This window comes from Flavobacterium sp. (assembly GCF_041911335.1).
Classification (GTDB): Bacteria; Bacteroidota; Bacteroidia; order Flavobacteriales; family Flavobacteriaceae; genus Flavobacterium.
Genome location: NZ_JAYRPD010000071.1, coordinates 42,723 through 59,977 on the forward strand (window position 1 = coordinate 42,723; position 17,255 = coordinate 59,977).

Annotated in this window: 19 protein-coding genes; 1 reads left to right on the forward strand and 18 read right to left on the reverse strand. The window is 32.3% G+C overall.

The genetic code is table 11. From position 1 onward, the window contains the following. Nucleotide 1: 1 nt before the first annotated feature. The 18 genes from ACE3PD_RS10930 to ACE3PD_RS11015 form a co-directional block, all read right to left on the reverse strand. Nucleotides 2-1,462, reverse strand: a complete 1,461-nt coding sequence (locus tag ACE3PD_RS10930; RefSeq protein ID WP_374402382.1) for a lipopolysaccharide biosynthesis protein — start codon at nt 1,460-1,462, stop codon at nt 2-4. Between the two features lie 30 nt (nt 1,463-1,492). Continuing rightward, nucleotides 1,493-1,954 carry a hypothetical protein gene (locus tag ACE3PD_RS10935; RefSeq protein ID WP_374402384.1) on the reverse strand — a complete coding sequence of 154 codons (462 nt, stop codon included), beginning with the start codon at nt 1,952-1,954 and terminating at the stop codon, nt 1,493-1,495. Nucleotides 1,955-1,959: 5 nt separating this feature from the next. After that, on the reverse strand, nt 1,960-2,385 hold the full coding sequence (locus ACE3PD_RS10940; RefSeq protein WP_374402386.1) for a GNAT family N-acetyltransferase: 426 nt from the start codon (nt 2,383-2,385) through the stop codon (nt 1,960-1,962). Nucleotide 2,386: 1 nt separating this feature from the next. After that, the gene (locus ACE3PD_RS10945; RefSeq protein ID WP_374402388.1) at nt 2,387-4,729 is read right to left on the reverse strand and encodes a prolyl oligopeptidase family serine peptidase; all 2,343 of its coding nucleotides are present in this window, start codon (nt 4,727-4,729) and stop codon (nt 2,387-2,389) included. Between the two features lie 135 nt (nt 4,730-4,864). Further along, the gene (locus ACE3PD_RS10950; protein WP_374402390.1) at nt 4,865-5,626 is read right to left on the reverse strand and encodes a hypothetical protein; all 762 of its coding nucleotides are present in this window, start codon (nt 5,624-5,626) and stop codon (nt 4,865-4,867) included. A gap of 84 nt (nt 5,627-5,710) precedes the next feature. Further along, entirely contained in the window at nt 5,711-6,568 is an 858-nt protein-coding gene (gene atpG, locus ACE3PD_RS10955) for an ATP synthase F1 subunit gamma (protein WP_374402393.1), read from the reverse strand. Nucleotides 6,569-6,644: 76 nt separating this feature from the next. Beyond that, complete coding sequence (gene atpA, locus ACE3PD_RS10960) at nt 6,645-8,222, reverse strand: F0F1 ATP synthase subunit alpha (RefSeq protein WP_374402394.1); 1,578 nt, start codon at nt 8,220-8,222, stop codon at nt 6,645-6,647. 23 nt (nt 8,223-8,245) lie between these two features. Next, nucleotides 8,246-8,779: an ATP synthase F1 subunit delta gene (gene atpH / locus ACE3PD_RS10965; RefSeq protein WP_153201109.1), complete on the reverse strand. Its 534-nt coding sequence runs from the start codon at nt 8,777-8,779 to the stop codon at nt 8,246-8,248. A 4-nt stretch (nt 8,780-8,783) separates the two neighbouring features. Beyond that, nucleotides 8,784-9,284: a F0F1 ATP synthase subunit B gene (locus ACE3PD_RS10970; protein ID WP_374402396.1), complete on the reverse strand. Its 501-nt coding sequence runs from the start codon at nt 9,282-9,284 to the stop codon at nt 8,784-8,786. An 89-nt stretch (nt 9,285-9,373) separates the two neighbouring features. After that, nucleotides 9,374-9,568: an ATP synthase F0 subunit C gene (locus tag ACE3PD_RS10975; protein ID WP_014165720.1), complete on the reverse strand. Its 195-nt coding sequence runs from the start codon at nt 9,566-9,568 to the stop codon at nt 9,374-9,376. A gap of 38 nt (nt 9,569-9,606) precedes the next feature. Further along, the gene (atpB, locus tag ACE3PD_RS10980) at nt 9,607-10,764 is read right to left on the reverse strand and encodes a F0F1 ATP synthase subunit A (protein WP_374402399.1); all 1,158 of its coding nucleotides are present in this window, start codon (nt 10,762-10,764) and stop codon (nt 9,607-9,609) included. Nucleotides 10,765-10,873: 109 nt separating this feature from the next. Next, a complete protein-coding gene (locus ACE3PD_RS10985; RefSeq protein WP_374402401.1) occupies nt 10,874-11,245 on the reverse strand; it encodes a hypothetical protein in 372 nt (123 codons plus the stop codon). 3 nt (nt 11,246-11,248) lie between these two features. Next, nucleotides 11,249-11,470, reverse strand: coding sequence for an AtpZ/AtpI family protein (locus tag ACE3PD_RS10990; RefSeq protein ID WP_374402403.1), 222 nt, complete (start codon nt 11,468-11,470; stop codon nt 11,249-11,251). 34 nt (nt 11,471-11,504) lie between these two features. After that, nucleotides 11,505-11,858 carry a polymer-forming cytoskeletal protein gene (locus ACE3PD_RS10995; RefSeq protein WP_374402405.1) on the reverse strand — a complete coding sequence of 118 codons (354 nt, stop codon included), beginning with the start codon at nt 11,856-11,858 and terminating at the stop codon, nt 11,505-11,507. Nucleotides 11,859-11,878: 20 nt separating this feature from the next. Continuing rightward, nucleotides 11,879-14,377, reverse strand: coding sequence for a gliding motility protein (locus ACE3PD_RS11000; protein WP_374402407.1), 2,499 nt, complete (start codon nt 14,375-14,377; stop codon nt 11,879-11,881). Nucleotides 14,378-14,610: 233 nt separating this feature from the next. Next, nucleotides 14,611-15,276 (reverse strand): aspartate kinase, encoded by a 666-nt coding sequence (locus ACE3PD_RS11005; RefSeq protein ID WP_026725490.1) that lies wholly within the window; start codon nt 15,274-15,276, stop codon nt 14,611-14,613. 62 nt (nt 15,277-15,338) lie between these two features. Further along, entirely contained in the window at nt 15,339-15,698 is a 360-nt protein-coding gene (locus ACE3PD_RS11010) for a YraN family protein (protein ID WP_374402411.1), read from the reverse strand. Nucleotides 15,699-15,728: 30 nt separating this feature from the next. After that, complete coding sequence (locus ACE3PD_RS11015; protein ID WP_374402413.1) at nt 15,729-16,625, reverse strand: LD-carboxypeptidase; 897 nt, start codon at nt 16,623-16,625, stop codon at nt 15,729-15,731. A 241-nt stretch (nt 16,626-16,866) separates the two neighbouring features. Between ACE3PD_RS11015 and ACE3PD_RS11020 the strand changes: the two genes are divergently transcribed. After that, nucleotides 16,867-17,244: a GxxExxY protein gene (locus ACE3PD_RS11020; RefSeq protein ID WP_374402414.1), complete on the forward strand. Its 378-nt coding sequence runs from the start codon at nt 16,867-16,869 to the stop codon at nt 17,242-17,244. Nucleotides 17,245-17,255 lie beyond the last annotated feature (11 nt).

Here is a 17,255-nt window from a genome sequence, read left to right on the forward strand (position 1 = left end):
ATTATTTTCTTCTGATAATCGTTAAAATGGTTTCTTTTTCGTTTCGATACACAAAGTAAGCAAAAAACAAGATAGCTGCAATTCCGAATACATAAGTTTCACGTAAAATTGGCACATAAAATGAAGTTCCCGAAAGCACTATTGCCAATCCCAAATAGGTGAAAATCGATTTCTTGTCATAAGGAATTGGATATTTCTTTTGTCCCATGTAATACGAAATAAACATCATGGTTCCGTAAGCCAAAATAGTAGCAATTGCTGAACCCATGTAACTTATGATTGGAATTAAAAGTAGGTTTAAAACTAAAGTTACAATTGCTCCAACAATAGAAATGTATGCACCAATTCGGGTTTTGTCGATTAGTTTGTACCAAATGGATAAATTGGTGTAAATACCTAAAAAGAAATTCGCCAAAACGATTAATGGCACGACATCCATCGCATCCCAATATGTTTCTTTCGGTACCAAAATCAATTTCAAAATATCGGCAAAAACGATAACGCCTAAGCAAATAAACGAACCAAAAATGACAAAATACTTGGTAATCGTAGCGTAGGTTTGAGGCGCATTTTCATTCTTAGCATGACTAAAGAAAAACGGTTCAATTCCTAAAGAATAAGCGGTTCGGAACAACACCATAAACATCCCTATTTTATAACAAGCGGAATAGGCTCCAATATCTGCCATGTCGACATCCATCCAATCCAATAAGATTTTATCAAAATGTTCGTTGATAGCGAATGCAATTCCGGCTACTAAAATGGGTAAACCGTATTTCATCATTTTCTTCCACAAGTCAGCATCAAATTGCCATTTGATTTTGAAATAATCGGGTAAAACGAATAATAATGTTACTAAACTTGCGATTAAACTTGAAACGAAAATATAACCAATTTGAAAATCATCATGATAAATAGTTTGTATGAATGCATTAGAAGATTCGTTTGCGATATCGGGTAGAAAAATCAAAAAGAAAACGTTGCAAAGCAAATTAATTAAGACGTTTGAAATCTTAATTACGGCATATTTTATAGGACGACCTTCGGCTCTAATTTTGGAAAACGGAATAATCGCCAACGCATCTAAAGCTAGAATCCAAATGGTAAAAACGATATATTCCACATTGATTTCTGACCAAAGTGCTAAGTTGTTTCGAAACAAAAGGAATAATACTAAAAAACCAATTGTTGACCAAAAAAGCGAAATAGTAGATGTTGAAATTACTTTTCCTTTATTTTCTTCCGAATTATAAAATCGGAAAAAAGCAGTTTCCATTCCGTAAGATAAAATCACATTGAAAAAAACCAGATAGGAAAAAATAACGGAAACTTCACCCATTTTTTCTTTATCGGTAAGATAATAAACAAAAATGGGATTCAGAATAAAGCTGATAATTCTAGGCAAAACCGTTGCTATGCCGTAAATTGCCGTTTGTTTAAAAAGACTTTTATAGAGGCTCAAATTTTATTTATTTATAGACAACAAATATAATTAAAACTTTGGTCTAGCAGAAGGATATTCTAAAGCTGGTTTTTCAACTACATTCGTAATTTTTTGTTGGTATTCTTTTCCGTTTTTTGAGAATACTAGAATAGCCTCATTATCTTTAAGTTCTATATTGTTTTTTGGACTAGTGGATGTGCTTTTTTTATCTCCCTCAAATCTTTCCTGATTAACTCCTGTAATTATTGCAGCGTTATAAGACAAGGCATCTTGCTGGGTAAATGGCACTTCAAAACCTTTAAAAATAATGCGTTTTAGTTCTACTCCTTTTGGCAATTCAGATTTTAATTTTAAATTAAAATTTATTCCTCCTCCGCCTCCACGAACACCACCAATCCAGCCTTGATAAAAAGCCTCTGCTACTTTAATTTCGGACTGTGCTTCTGCTTTGTTAGCAGTTCCACATGAAACTAAAAACCCTACAAAAAAAGCAACAATTATATTTTTCATATTTCTTATTTTAAATATTTCACAAAATGAAATCCTTTGGGTACAAATCCGTGATTCATGTAGAATTTTTGTGCTCCAAAATTGGTAGTATATGCATCTAAAGCAATCATATTACAATTTTCATCAATGGCCTTTTGGTTGAGATATTCTGTCATGATACTGCCAATTCCTTTGGAACGAAAATCTTCGTGTACGACCACATTATCCATTTCTAGATATTTGCCACTCCACAATTTAGTTCCAATCCAAAATCCTGCCAAACCCATAGTGATTCCATTTTCGACTACAATCAATTGTTTGTAATTGTGCGGAATCATTTTGTCTAACAAGTTTCCATAAATTTCAAGCGTATAATCAGGATACAATTGTTGGATGATAGGCAATTGCTCTAACATTTCGGCTTTTGTTCCTAATTCGAGTAACTTTGGCATTTTATTTTTCTAATAGATTTTCGTTGAATAAATTTAAAATTCTTCGGTATTCATCAACCCAAGAATACGTTTCGGTAAACCCATGCGCTTCTACTGGAAATACAGCTAAATCCCAATCTTTCTTTCCTAATTCGATGAAACGTTGTGTTAATCGCACAATGTCTTGGAATTGCACGTTATCATCTACCATTCCGTGTAACATTAACAATTTGTCTTGTAAGTTATTCGCAAAATAGATTGGCGAACTTTTTTTGTAAGCTTCTGGATCAGTTTCTGGGAAATTCAAAATGTTTGACGTGTATCCATGATTATAATGCGCCCAATCGGTAACTGAACGCAAAGCGGCTCCTGCTTTGAATTCACCTGGTTCTGTCAACAAAGCCATTAATGTAATAAATCCACCATACGAACCACCGTAAATTCCTACTCGGTTAGCGTCGATTCCTAAATTTTGAACCAAATATTTCTTTCCATCTAATTGATCTGATAAATCTTTTCCGCCCATGTGACGATAGATTCCCGTTCTGAAATCACGACCATAACCATCGCTGGCTCTGAAATCGATGTCTAAAACTGTATAACCTAAATCGGTTAACATATTGTGAAACATGTATTCTCTGTGATACGTGCTCCAATAATTGTGTGCATTTTGCAAATATCCCGCGCCGTGCACAAAAATTACTGCGGCTTTGTTCTTGTTTTCTACTTTTGGTTGGTACAAACGCGCGTAAACATTGGTTCCGTCTTCGGCTTTGAAGGTGATAATCTCTGGCGTTTTCCAGTTGTATTTTTTGAATTCTGGCGTAGTGGAAAACGTAATTTGTTTCAATTCCGAATTTGGCTTATTAGCTCCAACGTATAATTCCCAAGGTTTGTTTTTATACGAATAGCGCACCAAAAGTGTTTGTTCGTCTGGAGATAATTCTACTTCGTAATTGCCATCATTTGTTAAGATTCCGGTCATTTTTTTGGAAGCGATATCCAATTTATAAAAACTTCTGTTACCTGGATGCGTTGTTGTGGTTATGATGTAAAATGATTTTTTATCGTTGGATAATTTCACTTCACGAACTTCCCAATTTCCTTTTGTTAACGCTTCTTTTTTCTTGGTTTTTAAATTGTACGTGTACAAGTGTGAAAAACCACTAGTTTCCGATTGAAAATAAAAAGTAACATTATCAATAAAACCTAAAGTTCCGCCACCAAAACTATAATTTGGAATTCCCGGTCCGCCAATCCAAGCGTCATCATGTTGATGATCTAACTCGGTGATTTTTCCTGAAACCAAATCCAATTGCACAATCCAACGGTGTTTGTTGTCTTGGCTTCTAATTTCAAAAACGGCATTTTTTCCATCTTTGCTATACACTGGACTTTGCATTACTATAGGAATATCATATTCCGAATCGCCTTTTAAATTTTCGTAGTCTTGGTAATATTTTGGTGCGTCTTTAATTCCGGTTAAATTCGAAAAAGAAACATAATACGTTGTATCTTTTTCTATATTGAAAATTCCGAATTTATGTTTGCTGAAATTTTCTGTTGAAACTTTTGCTCTTGCTTTTTCTTGACGTGTAAATCCATCATCTGTAATGAAGTTTTCAACGTTTGTTGATGGCTGGTTTGGATAATCTGAAAGTCTGAAGGTTACAAATTTTCCATCTGTTGAGGGTTTAATTTGCTCTAAAGAGGATTTGTCGTAATAAATTTCTTTTGGGAATTTCTCTTTTTTAGATTTTGATTTTTCTTCATACCATTTCGAAGATGCTTCTTCATCACGAACAAATTGAAACAATTCTTTTTGTTGGTTTTTTAAGAACGAATCTTCTTCCTTTGATGCTTTATTTTCTTTTCCCGATTTAAAATTGGTCAATTGTACAATCGAAAAATCTTTGGTATTGAATTGATACACATTTCTATTTTGCTGAAAGAAAATCACATCAGCATTCGTACTCCTTTCAACCGAGTTAATTCTGTCGGCTAATTGAATGACTTTTTTCGTCTTTTTAGTGGTTTTGGTATACGAATACAAAACGCCTTGATTCGTATAATACACCACGTCATAGTCTTTTTGAGTTGCCATGAAATCCAAATCGTAAATAGGATTTGAAGTCGTTACTTTTTGAGGTATTTTTAAGGAAGCATTCCAGAAATAAGTGCTGTTTCCTATTTCGTTATTTGGATTCCAATCAAATAAAACGGTTTGCCCATCAATAGACCAACGGTGATTATCAGGTTGGTGCCCGATGAATTCATTTCCTTTCATGATGTCTTCTAAACGAAGATTTTGCGAATAACCAAAAAACGTGAAAAGTAGTAAGAAGAAACAGCAATATTTTTTCATTGGAAATAGTTTGTATACTTACAAATATACCAATAAAAGTAAATGAGGGAAAAAAGGTTTTGTTAAATGAATAATCTTTATTTGAAGAATAATTCTTTGAATATGAGGATTGTGATTTCGAGTTATTGGATTTTTTTAATTTTTACATTTCAGTTTTACAGAATTGGAAATTAAAATTCCATGAAAAACTTCATATCCGTTTTTATTTAATTCTTTTAATTGATCCTTGTTTAAAAAATCCAAAATCATTTTTTTGTCTTGTTTAAATCCTAACCTAAAGTCATATTCTTTTTTTGAATCAAGAAAAATAAAACTATAATCTCCAATTAAAGAATTATTACTATCGTTTAAAATGGGTAAATAAACTACGCTTCTAAAAATTCTTGATTCATTTGGTTGTAATGTGATTAAATTTTCATTAAACAAACTTTCTCCATAATTGATGTATTTGTCAGAAAATTCATTACTCAATATTTTTAAATTCTTTTCATTGCAATCATCTTTAAAATTTGATGTTCCTATTTTATTTTGAGACATATCATAATCAATATTCAATAAAAAGTTCAAACCTCCTAAATTTAAATCTAACTTGTTTTCAAATTCATTTTTATAAATTCCCGCAAATGATTCAATTTTTTTATAGTCCAGAAAAATAACATATTTTTTATCACTAACATTTGTAATTTTAAAATCAATTCTATTAAGGGCTTTTTCTCTCTGTTCGTCAGAATACACAACAATTTCTGACTTAAGTTGTTCAGGATTAACTTGAATAAAGTTGATTTCATCGTTTAATAACTCAAATTCCAAATCATTTTTTAGAGAAAAATCCGCAATCTCTTTTTTTTCTTCACAACCAAATAAACATATTAAAATTAAAACAAATATAAATTTCATACTATTAAAGATTTATCATCCTCACAAATATAAAACAAAAAAGTCCCGAATAAATCGGGACTCTTTATAATATCTAAATTAAAATTAGTTATTCAAAGCTTCTGCTCCACCAACAATTTCTAAAATTTCTCCAGTAATTGCTGCTTGACGTGCTTTGTTGTATGTTAATTTTAATTGGTTTCTTAATTCTGTAGCGTTATCAGTTGCTTTGTGCATTGCGGTCATACGTGCTCCGTGTTCTGCTGCAAATGAATCTCTAATCGATTTGTATAATTGTGTTTTTAATGATTTTGGAATCAAAGTCAACACAATTTCTTCTTTAGAAGGTTCAAAGATATAGTCAGAAGCTACAACTTCACCTCCAACAATTGGAGCTAAAGGTAAAAACTGTTGGGTTCTAACAATTTGAGTCGCTGCATTTTTGAATTCGTTATATACGATTTCAATTTTATCATACTCACCTGCCACGAATTTATCCATTAACTGTTGCGCAATTGCAGCTGCATTGTCAAAAGTCAATTGATCAAAAACACTGTTTTGAACGTCAACCACATTGTGTGTTTTACGTAAAACATCGTTTCCTTTTTTACCGATAGCAAAAACATCTACTTGTTTTCCTTGGTAAGCATCAGCTACTACTTTTACTTGTTTGATAACGTTTGAATTGAACGCACCACACAAACCTCTATTAGAAGTAATTGCAACGATAAGTACTTTTTTTACTTCTCTTTGAGTTGTAAAAGCACCACCTACTTCTCCTTCAAGAGTTGCACTTAAGTTTTGTAATAGTTCAGTAAGTTTTTCTGCATACGGACGCATAGCCGTAATGGCATCTTGCGCTTTTTTTAATTTAGCAGCAGAAACCATTTTCATCGCCGATGTAATTTGCATCGTAGATGAAACAGAAGTAATCCTATTACGTATTTCCTTTAAGTTTGCCATTTTGTTAATTTGTCAATGTGCCAATTTATCAATGTGTCAATTAATTGTCTAATTGACACATTGTCTAATTGATTAATTAATTATATTTTGCTGAAATTTCTTTAGCTACGTTTTCTAAAACGTCAGTAATTTTGTCGTCAAATTTACCAGCTTTTAACGCATCTAATGTATCTCTGTGTTTTGCGTTTAAGAACTCTAAATAATCTTTTTCGAATTCTTTAACTTTATCAACTGGCACATTTCTTAACAAGTTTTTAGAACCTGCATAGATAATTGCTACCTGATTTTCAACTGTAAATGGAGAGTTTAATCCTTGTTTTAAGATTTCAACGTTTCTCTTACCATTTTCAATTACGTTTAAAGTAACCGCATCTAAGTCAGAACCAAATTTCGCGAAAGCTTCTAATTCACGGAATTGCGCTTGGTCTAATTTTAATGTACCTGCTACTTTTTTCATTGATTTGATTTGTGCATTACCTCCAACACGAGATACAGAAATACCTACGTTGATAGCAGGACGAACTCCAGAGTTGAATAAATCACCATCTAAGAAGATCTGTCCGTCTGTAATCGAAATTACGTTTGTTGGGATATAAGCAGAAACGTCACCCGCTTGTGTTTCGATAATTGGTAACGCTGTTAACGAACCACCACCTTTAACGATTCCTTTGATAGAATCTGGTAAATCGTTCATGTTTTTAGCGATTTCGTCGTTAGCGATAACTTTACAAGCTCTTTCTAATAAACGAGAGTGTAAGTAGAAAACGTCTCCAGGGTAAGCCTCACGTCCTGGTGGTCTTCTTAATAATAAAGATACCTCACGGTAAGCTACTGCTTGTTTAGATAAATCATCATAAACAATTAAAGCTGGACGGCCAGAATCTCTGAAATATTCTCCGATTGCAGCACCCGCCATAGGAGCGTAAACTTGCATTGGAGCAGGATCTGAAGCGTTAGCCGCTACGATGATAGTATAAGCCATAGCTCCTTTTTCTTCTAATGTTTTTGCTAAAGCAGCAACAGTTGAAGCTTTTTGACCTACAGCTACATAGATACAGAATACAGGTTGACCTGCATCATAAAATTCTTTTTGATTTAAGATCGTATCGATACAAACTGTTGATTTACCTGTTTGACGGTCACCAATAACTAACTCACGTTGTCCACGACCTACCGGAATCATCGCATCAACTGCTTTTACTCCTGTTTGTAATGGCTCAGTTACTGGCTGACGGAAAATAACTCCAGGTGCTTTTCTTTCTAATGGCATCTCATATAACTCACCACCGATTGGACCTTTACCGTCAATTGGGTTACCTAAAGTATCTACAACACGACCTACCATTTGCTCACCTACTTTAAGAGAAGCAATACGTTGTGTTCTTTTTACAGTAGAACCTTCTTTGATTCCTGTTGATGGTCCTAAAAGTACCACCCCAACATTGTCTTCTTCTAAGTTCAATACGATAGCCTCTAATCCGTTTTCGAATTGTACTAACTCTCCGTATTGAGCGTTTGATAATCCGTAAACACGAGCGATACCGTCTCCAACTTGAAGTACTGTTCCAACTTCTTCTAACGATGCACCAGATTCAAAACCTGATAATTGTTGTTTTAATATTGCTGAAATTTCAGCAGGTTTAATTTCCGCCATTTTGATATATCTTTAATGGTATATTAATTACTAAACTCTCTTTTTAAATTTTGCAGTCTGCTTGACACAGATGCATTGTATTGTTTGTCGCCCATTCTTAAAATAAATCCACCAATGATAGCTGGATCTACAATATTTTGAATGGTAATATTTTTATTTGAAAACGATGCAATTTTTGCCAATACTTTAGCTTCTAACTCAGGTGTAATTGGGAAAGCGGTAGTTACCTTTGCAATCTCAATTCCGTTAAGTTCATCGTATAAAGCATTGAACTGTAAAGCAACATCATTTAATAATTCAAATCTTTTGTTTACTAAAAGCAATTGAAATAATCCTTTTGTCTCTTTTTGAGCAGAAGCAAAAATTTCGTTTAAAGAAGAAAATTTAATTTCACCTTTAACTATTGGACTTTGCAAGAAATCTTTTAATTCAGCGCTGTCTTTAATTGCATTTACAATTGAAGTCATGTCAGAATTTACAGCTTGTGTGCTGTTGTTTACTTGGGCAATGTCCAAAATGGCTTTAGCGTATCGAATTGCTGCTCTAGTTCCTGCCATGATATTAGTTTAATTTAGCGTCACCTAACATTTTCTCAACCAATTTAGTTTGAGCTTCTTTGTTAGATAATTCTCCTTTTAATAATGTCTCAGCAATTTCTAATGACAAAGAAGAAACTTGATTTTTCAATTCTGCCATAGCTGCATTTTTCTCACTTTCGATTGAAGCTTTCGCTGATTCAATCATTTTTTCACCTTGTGCTTGCGCTTCAGATTTAGCATCAGCAATCATTTTTTCTTTGATTTCTCTTGCTTCTTTGATCATAGCATCTCTTTCCGCTCTTGCTTCAGCTAATAATTTTTCATTATCTGATTTAAGATTTTGCATTTCTTTCTTAGCATTTTCTGCAGCTAACAATGCATTGGAAATTCCTTCTTCACGAGCGGCTAATGCTGCTAAGATAGGTTTCCAAGCAAATTTAGCTAATAATACAATTAATATTACTAAGATAATAGCTTGCCAAAAAAACAAACCGTAAGAAAAATCGTTGATTAACTTATCCATTTATATAGTCTTTATAAAATTCTTTTTTAAATACTCTGTTTAATTAAACAACACTTGTAGCCAACCGCTACAGGTGTTGTTTTTTTTAATTAAGCTCCTAAGATTAAAGCACCGAATGCTAAACCTTCTAATAACGCTCCAATGATAATCATTGCAGTTTGGATTTTTCCAGCAGCTTCTGGTTGACGAGCAATAGCATCCATTGCAGATCCACCAATTTTACCTAAACCTAAACCAGCTCCGATTACGATTAAACCAGCTCCTACTAAATTTGGAATTGTCATGATAATTGATTTATATAATTAAACAAAATTTATACTAATTAATGGTGATCGTCGTGATGATGATCTTGTACTGCCATACCTATAAATAAAGATGACAACATTGTAAAAATATACGCTTGTAAAAACGCTACTAATATTTCAATAACCGAAATAAACAAAGTTAACACTAATGAAACTGCTGTAGCTCCACCTACTGTTAATTGTTCTTTCATTAAAAATACGATTGCAATTAATCCCATTACTACTGTGTGACCCGCTGTAATGTTAGCAAAAAGACGAATCATTAATGAGAATGGTTTTGTGAACATACCTAATACCTCAATTGGTGCTAAGATAATTTTCATTGGAACAGGAACTCCTGGCATCCAAAAAATATGTCCCCAATAATCTTTGTTCGCACTGAATTGTGTAATAAAGAAAGTAAATAAAGCAGCACATAAAGTGAAAGCAATATTTCCTGTTACGTTAATTCCTAGCGGTGTTAATCCTAATAAGTTTAGTAACCAAATTAAGAAGAATACCGTTAACAAATAAGGCATGAATTTTTTATACTTTTTCTCACCAATGTTTGGTCTTGCGATTTCATCACGCACATAGATTACTAAAGGCTCTAATACTCTGCTGAAACCTTTAGGTAAATTATTGTGTCCGTTTTTGTATGTTTTTGCTAATCCAACAAATAAGAAGAATAAGATTGCCGCAGTAAGAATTAACGAAACTACGTTTTTAGTCATCGAAAAATTCAAAGGCATTTTATTTGTTGGGTGGTGGTGATCATCCATAGTTAAATCACCAGCAGCGTTTGTTTCGTAAATTTTTCCGTGGAATAATTTGTAGAATTTACCATCTACTTCAGCAACTGTTTCACCGTAGTGGAATTTAGATGCTGAAAAAACTTTTAAACCTCCATCAATTAAAATTACTGGAAGTGGGAACCCATAATGCTTACCTTCTGCCTCATCAGCAAAAAATGTAAAATAGTAATCATCCTGAAGGTGGTGCTGAATATGAGCATTAACAACTTCTTTTGGCGATTTTGCTTCTTCTGCGTGCTCTCCATGTGCTTCAACTTCTGTTGTTGCAGGCGCTGTGGCTACTTGTAAAGAATCAGTAGTTTCACTTGCAGAAAAAACCATTGAACTTGTTAAAAACAATATCGCTGTTAAAATGGAAATGGGTTTCCTTAAAATCATCATAACTATAATTCTTATGTTTCCTAAAAATTTTTGCAAAAGTACAATTTTAATTAATATTCCAAGTTTCTTGAATACATATTTTTTAAAGAATTATCGATTTTTCATTCCTTTATCCTTTTTTGTTTAATAATCTTATTACAAAATAGGCGTCTAGACATAAAAAAATTAGAAAAGCGATGAAAAAATTAATTTTTAATTCTTTTGCGATAACCGTTCCTTGAAACAAAAATTGGGTAGCAATCACATAACTTAAAATCACTTTTGCAGAGGTTAACCCTAAAAAGGCATATCCTAATTGTTCTTTTGCTTTTTTATCAATTTGAAACAACGCTAATAAAATAAGTGCCGTTAAAACCGCCTGACTCACATAGGAAACCAAAAAATTGGTCATATTAAAATTTGCATCCACAAACTTAGCGATTCCAAAATGAATTCCAAAAAGTATTCCAACTACTATTGCTGCCTTGGCATAAACTGACATATCTTATTTATTTTTATTTATTTGATTCACTTGACTTATTACTTGATAAATGGCGATGAAGACTCCAATTAATGTAAAAATCTTAAAATTGGTTTCCGCTACATTATAATTCGTTTTATCTAACCAGGTTCCTAAGTAGGAAAATCCAAAAATAACTAATCCCATTTGAAATGGTATAGTGATTAAAGCTAACCATTTATTCGGTTGTCTTTTTTTGGAATCCATGTTAATTTAGGATTTATTTTATTTACAACTAAATTTATGAACTGCGCATTTCGCAACTTGCTTCAAACCTAGCACCTGGTTCAACAGATAATTTACCAACGATTACTTCTCCCGTAATATGTGCTTTTGATTTTACATTTAGCATTCCTTCGGCTTGTAACTTTCCTGAAAATATACCTTCGATGTCGATACTTTTACAAACGATATCACCTATTACTTCTCCTGTTGGACCAATTACAATTTTTCCTTCGGAAGTGAAATTTCCTTTAAGCTTTCCATCTAAACGAAAATCGGCCAAAGTGGTAATGTCTCCTGTAATAGTAGTTCCTTCAACAATTCTATTTGTTTTGCCTAATAAATGGTCTTGATTCTTTACTTTTTCAAACATATTAATAGGGATTTGGGTTCTTATTTATTTAACAAAATCCATTCGTCCAACTTTTTCTTCATTTGTACAATCTTGTAATCCTCAGTTGAAATGATATAAACTTTGTCAGTTAGTTTGTAATTTTTATGCAATTGTAATACCAATAAAACCGATATCGCAGCATCTTTATTGTCAAAACCATGAATGACAATAAAATTATCGGTTAAGGTGTAAATATCTTCAGATGATTTTAATGCTACTGCATTGGTGTCTTTAATATACTTCGCTATTTTATCTGTTAGATTTTTAACTTCTTTTCCGTAAGGATACGTTTTAGGGAAGATAATTTTATAGCTTGTTGGCTGAGCTAATCCAAAATCAAGTGCTTCAATTAATGGCACTTCCATTTGCACCATTTTTTCAGCTTGTTTTCCTTCTTCTGTATTTGGATACGTTAAAGCAACGAAATTTAATGCTTTTTTATACTCTTCAACACCTTTTAATCGTCCCGTTATTTTTGCTTTTAGCATTTCAAATTTTGGAAGCGATTCTTCTCCTGCAAATTTAAAAATTGCTTCGTCGACCTCTACAAAAACTTCTCTTAATTCATTGCTTTCAAACTTCTTATACAAAGCATTAAAAACCAATTCTGGATTGTCATTATCGGTAATCTCAACTTCTGGATTGTTCAAAATTTGCGCATAACGGCTATCTGGATATTGAGCCAAGATTTGTTGTTTGATATCTGTCGCTTTAGAAGGCGAAATTTGCTGATAAATTTTGTACAAATTGTACATCGCCGGAAGCACCAAACGTTCTTCGGGTTTGTTTTTTAATAATTGCTCTAATCGAGAAGCCGCTAATTCATATTCTTTGAATTTTTCTTTGTAAATTAATCCTAACTGATAATAAGCTAAGTTTCTATCTTTTGCCAAACTATCTAAGAGCTTTGAATCTGTTGGAATTTGATTTAAATAAAAATCAGTAGTATATTTTGGATTTTCAACGACCGCAACTGAATCTTTATCCGTTTTATTTTCATCAACATTTTCGGCATCAGCATCAGCATTAGCTCCTTTTTCAGAAGACCATCTCCAATTATCTTTTGATGCCCTTTTCCCCCATTTGTTTTGGAAATCTTTCTTACCAAATTCAACTGCTACAGGATTATAAAAATAAAAACTAGAATTATCTGTTCCCATACCCGGTGGCAAAAAAGAAGGATTATTTGGACTTTGCACTTGAATATCCTTACTTTTTGTGTTTGGATTTACCAATCCTAATCCATTAGAATTATTATTGTTGGCCTGTAAATTAGCTTCTTTTTGAGCTTTTTCAGCTGCTATTTTAGCCTTTCTATCATCTTCCGCTTTTAATTTTATGATGTAATCCTCGTAATATGCTTTTCTCTCAGAATCAGACATGGCAACAACATCTAAAATACTATCGTTTTTCTGTGCAATAGTTTCATATTTGATTACATCTTCTAAATTATCTCGTTTCTTTTTTATCTTTCTGTATTCTCTTGTACGCTCGTTCAAATTTATAAGTGTACTATCATAATATTTTCCAGCCGATCTGTAATCCGCTTCTCTAAAGTAAATCTCTCCTAAATTTCTATAATTAGACGCTACTAAATATTTATCATTAGAAACTGATTTTATCGATTTGTTATAATACTTTTTGGCCGATTTATTCTTAGTATTTTTATCATAAAAAACACCAACTTGATGATTCAAAACATCCAAATAAGGACGGTTTTCTCTATCTTCAATTAACTTGTTGAATTTTTCTAAAAATGCTAACGTATCTCCTTTTGTATAATTAAATTGTTGGGCTTGTTTGGCATGAGCCTGAATTACATAACGACGTGGTGCTTTTCGATTCATTTGAATTACTTCTTCAAAAGCAGCATATGCACTATCATTATATTGCATTTGCTCGTAAAGTTGACCTAAAATAAAAGTATATCTTGCTTTTTCTTCATTATTTTTTGTTGCTTCTTTAGCCACTTTTAAAGCCGAAATAGCCGTGTCTTTAACTTGAATGTTCATGTAAGCTTGTGCCAACATTGCATTTGCGTCAGCCAAATCCTGCCCTTGAATTTTTGAGTCTTTTAAAAGTCGTTTTAAATTTTTGATGGCTACATCTTCGTTATCTAAACGAATGTTTACTTTTTCGCGCCATACTTTAGCATGGTAAATTCGATCACTAAGTGGATATTTATACAAAATGTAATTTAGTGATTCTAAAGAAGGAATGAAACGATTTTCATAATAACGAGCTTTTGCTAACAAAAGATAAGCTTCATCCATTTGCGGATTTTTTTCAGTTCCGGCGATATTCATAGAGTGCTTTTGAATAGCTTTTACCGCTTTTTCTTCAGCACGCTCAAAATTTTTATTTTTTGTTTGTCCTGGTAAAATAGCTTCTTCAGCATCAGATGTTCGCTCAACAGGAAGCACTTCCCAAAAGTTATCTTTATAGGTTTGCTTAAGCTCTTCAAGTCCTTTTTCTAAAGCAATATTACCATTATACAAAACGTTATATTTTGTAGTGACAGCATGAAAATTACGATTAACAAACTTATCTTTTTTAACAGAACAAGCTATTAAAAAAAACAAAAAACCTACGACAAGAGAGTATTTAATTATAGTGCTTTTCAATGTAAAAACGTTTTTGTACTTTAACTACTAAAATCACTTTTTAGTATGTATAGAATGGTAAAAATACGTTTCTTTTTTTGATGTGAAAAAAAATAGAAGACTTTTTATTAATCGAACACATTTTTAAGGTCTTTTATTACCTTAAATGCTACATCAATTTGGTCGTCACTAACAATAATGGTAAATTCATTTGTAGTTGAAATTACTTCGTGAATGATAATTCCTTCCCAAGCCAATCTTTGAAAAATATAATAGTAAACACCTGGAGTCGAAATGTTTTCCTGAGGCAATTTTACTGTTATAGAAGATAAATTTTCGATTTTGTGTGTTAACTTCTCGTTTTTAAAAATAGCCTCCACCATTGGTTCAATTGATGTGCTTGTTACAATATTGGTTTCATTAACACCGCGAGAAGAAGTATAAAAAATATCTTGTTGCTTGTTAATTTCCGAAATTAACTTGGCTTGATTGTCTAAAAGTGAATCCGAACTAATAAAAGTAAAATCGGTTAGCGAAGAACGAACAGTGATTTCGCCAATATTTTTTAAGACTTTAGAAATTTTATAATTGATTTTGAAATCTAATTCTTCAGAAAGTCTTTTCAGAGACATTACTACAGCACCTTGTTTAACATCTTTTCCTAAATGTGCTTCTAATTCGGGCATCATTATTCTTGCTAAAGAAGTTAAATTAATAATTCCTTGCGAAAGTGAGCTCAATAAAAAAGGCTTCGATTTAATGTATTGCTCTACTACTGAGGATATTGTTTTCATGCTTTTAGTTGTTTGTTTGGCGCAAATATAAAAACAAAAAACAAATTGTTATAAATTTAACATTAAAAATAATAAAACGCTTCTTCAATATGTTCTATAACAAATTCCGAATTTTCTTTATGAATAGCCACAATATCAAATCGAACTTCAACATCTAAATCGTTTTGAGTAACATACTCATTTATAGCTTTTACCAACAATTGAATTTTCTTAGGTTTTACAAAATCTTGAGGCAGACCAAATTCAATACTCGAACGCGTTTTTACTTCTACAACAGCTAGTATTCCATTTTTTTGGGCAATAACATCGATTTCGGCTTTATCAAAAACCCAATTCGTTTCCAAAATTTCATAGCCATTTTTTTCTAAGAAATCAACCGCTAATTCTTCTCCAAATTTTCCTAAATCGTTATGTTCTGCCATTTTATTTCTTAAATCAGCAATCGTTAATCATCAATCAAAAATCAATTTTACTTCTTTTTCGTTAACTTCAAAATCTACTTGTTTTCCAAGAATCAAAGTTCGGTTGTCTTTTTGATGTCCGGCTGGAAATTCGAAAGCTATTGGAATATTATATTCTTTGGCAATTGCAGTAATAATTTGCACTTCGTTTTGCCCGAACGGAATTTCGTTATCGTGCATGTCGGCCATACTTCCCACAATAATTCCTTTTACATTTTCGAAATAACCATTGCGTTTTAGGTTGTACATCATTCTATCGATGTGATACAAATATTCATCCAAATCTTCAATAAATAGAATTTTTCCTTTCGTATCAATCGATGATTTCGAACCCAATAAACTATATAAAATAGAAATATTTCCACCTACTAACTCGCCCGAAGCTTTTCCTTTTATATCATACGATTTTGATGGAATTGTATATGAAATATCTTCTCCAAAAATTGCTTTTCGCAAAGTTTCTTTTACATCTTCCGGTGCTTTTGGAACTGTAAATGGCATAATCGAATGCAAGGTCGCAACTCTTTCTACATTCAATTGACTGTGTAAAACCGTAACATCAGAAAATCCCATAATCCATTTCGGATGTTTTTTGAATTTGGTAAAATCTAACGAATCGATAATTCGAACCGTACCATAACCGCCACGCGCACACCAAATCGCTTTGATGTTGTCATCATCCATCATTTCTTGAAAATCGGCAATTCTTTCGGCATCAGTCCCACCCAGTTGGCAACTATCTAAGCCTATGGTTCTTCCTAATTTAGCTTTTAAACCCCAAGATTCTAATAATTCAATAGCGGGTTTTGCATCTTCTGGAAAAAATTTACGAGCCGTACAAACAATAGCAACTGTGTCGCCTTTTTTTAGATAAGGTGGAATTTTCATTTTCTTTTGCGAATGAGAAAAGTTTGAAATTAAAATAAGTACCAAAATAAATCTATACATCGTCAGATTTTATTAACTCAAAAGTAAACAAAATCCAATTAAAATTCGGGATTTCGTCACTAATCGATTATTTTTGTTTCAGTTTTTAATAAAATAATCTTTGCGTTCTTAAATTAACAGTTCTGTTGTTCGGAATTTAACGCAAAGTTTGGAAGTTTTTCGCAAAGTTAAAAAAGGAAAAATGACAGAAAATGAAATCTCAAATAAAGTTATTGGAATTGCCATTGAAGTTCACAATGCATTAGGTCCTGGCTTACTTGAAAACACATATAAAGAATGTCTTTATTATAAACTAATTCAAGCAGGATTTAAAGTTGAAAAAGAAAAATCAATTCCATTGATTTTCGAAGAAGTAAAACTAGATTGCGGTTACAGAATCGATTTAATTGTTGAAGACAAACTCGTTATTGAATTAAAAAGTGTTGAAGAACTTTCCGAACTTCATTTTGCTCAAACTTTAACTTATTTAAGGCTTGGTAACTTCAAATTGGGCTTACTTTTAAACTTTAATTCCGTTCTTTTAAAAGAAGGTATTAGACGAGTTGTGAATAAATTATAATTTTCACGACA

Excerpts from the sequence above, each read along its gene's own strand:
- ACE3PD_RS11015 (WP_374402413.1), bottom strand. The coding sequence starts at position 16,625 with ATGAAAATTCCACCTTATCTAAAAAAAGGCGACACAGTTGCTATTGTT.
- ACE3PD_RS10995 (WP_374402405.1), bottom strand. The coding sequence starts at position 11,858 with ATGTTTGAAAAAGTAAAGAATCAAGACCATTTATTAGGCAAAACAAAT.
- atpH (WP_153201109.1), bottom strand. The coding sequence starts at position 8,779 with ATGGCAGGAACTAGAGCAGCAATTCGATACGCTAAAGCCATTTTGGAC.
- ACE3PD_RS10935 (WP_374402384.1), bottom strand. The coding sequence starts at position 1,954 with ATGAAAAATATAATTGTTGCTTTTTTTGTAGGGTTTTTAGTTTCATGT.
- ACE3PD_RS10940 (WP_374402386.1), bottom strand. The coding sequence starts at position 2,385 with ATGCCAAAGTTACTCGAATTAGGAACAAAAGCCGAAATGTTAGAGCAA.
- atpA (WP_374402394.1), bottom strand. The coding sequence starts at position 8,222 with ATGGCGGAAATTAAACCTGCTGAAATTTCAGCAATATTAAAACAACAA.
- ACE3PD_RS10945 (WP_374402388.1), bottom strand. The coding sequence starts at position 4,729 with ATGAAAAAATATTGCTGTTTCTTCTTACTACTTTTCACGTTTTTTGGT.
- ACE3PD_RS11010 (WP_374402411.1), bottom strand. The coding sequence starts at position 15,698 with ATGGCAGAACATAACGATTTAGGAAAATTTGGAGAAGAATTAGCGGTT.
- ACE3PD_RS10950 (WP_374402390.1), bottom strand. The coding sequence starts at position 5,626 with ATGAAATTTATATTTGTTTTAATTTTAATATGTTTATTTGGTTGTGAA.
- ACE3PD_RS10990 (WP_374402403.1), bottom strand. The coding sequence starts at position 11,470 with ATGGATTCCAAAAAAAGACAACCGAATAAATGGTTAGCTTTAATCACT.
- ACE3PD_RS11005 (WP_026725490.1), bottom strand. The coding sequence starts at position 15,276 with ATGAAAACAATATCCTCAGTAGTAGAGCAATACATTAAATCGAAGCCT.
- ACE3PD_RS10985 (WP_374402401.1), bottom strand. The coding sequence starts at position 11,245 with ATGTCAGTTTATGCCAAGGCAGCAATAGTAGTTGGAATACTTTTTGGA.
- atpG (WP_374402393.1), bottom strand. The coding sequence starts at position 6,568 with ATGGCAAACTTAAAGGAAATACGTAATAGGATTACTTCTGTTTCATCT.
- atpB (WP_374402399.1), bottom strand. The coding sequence starts at position 10,764 with ATGATGATTTTAAGGAAACCCATTTCCATTTTAACAGCGATATTGTTT.
- ACE3PD_RS11020 (WP_374402414.1), top strand. The coding sequence starts at position 16,867 with ATGACAGAAAATGAAATCTCAAATAAAGTTATTGGAATTGCCATTGAA.
- ACE3PD_RS10975 (WP_014165720.1), bottom strand. The coding sequence starts at position 9,568 with ATGACAATTCCAAATTTAGTAGGAGCTGGTTTAATCGTAATCGGAGCT.
- ACE3PD_RS10970 (WP_374402396.1), bottom strand. The coding sequence starts at position 9,284 with ATGGATAAGTTAATCAACGATTTTTCTTACGGTTTGTTTTTTTGGCAA.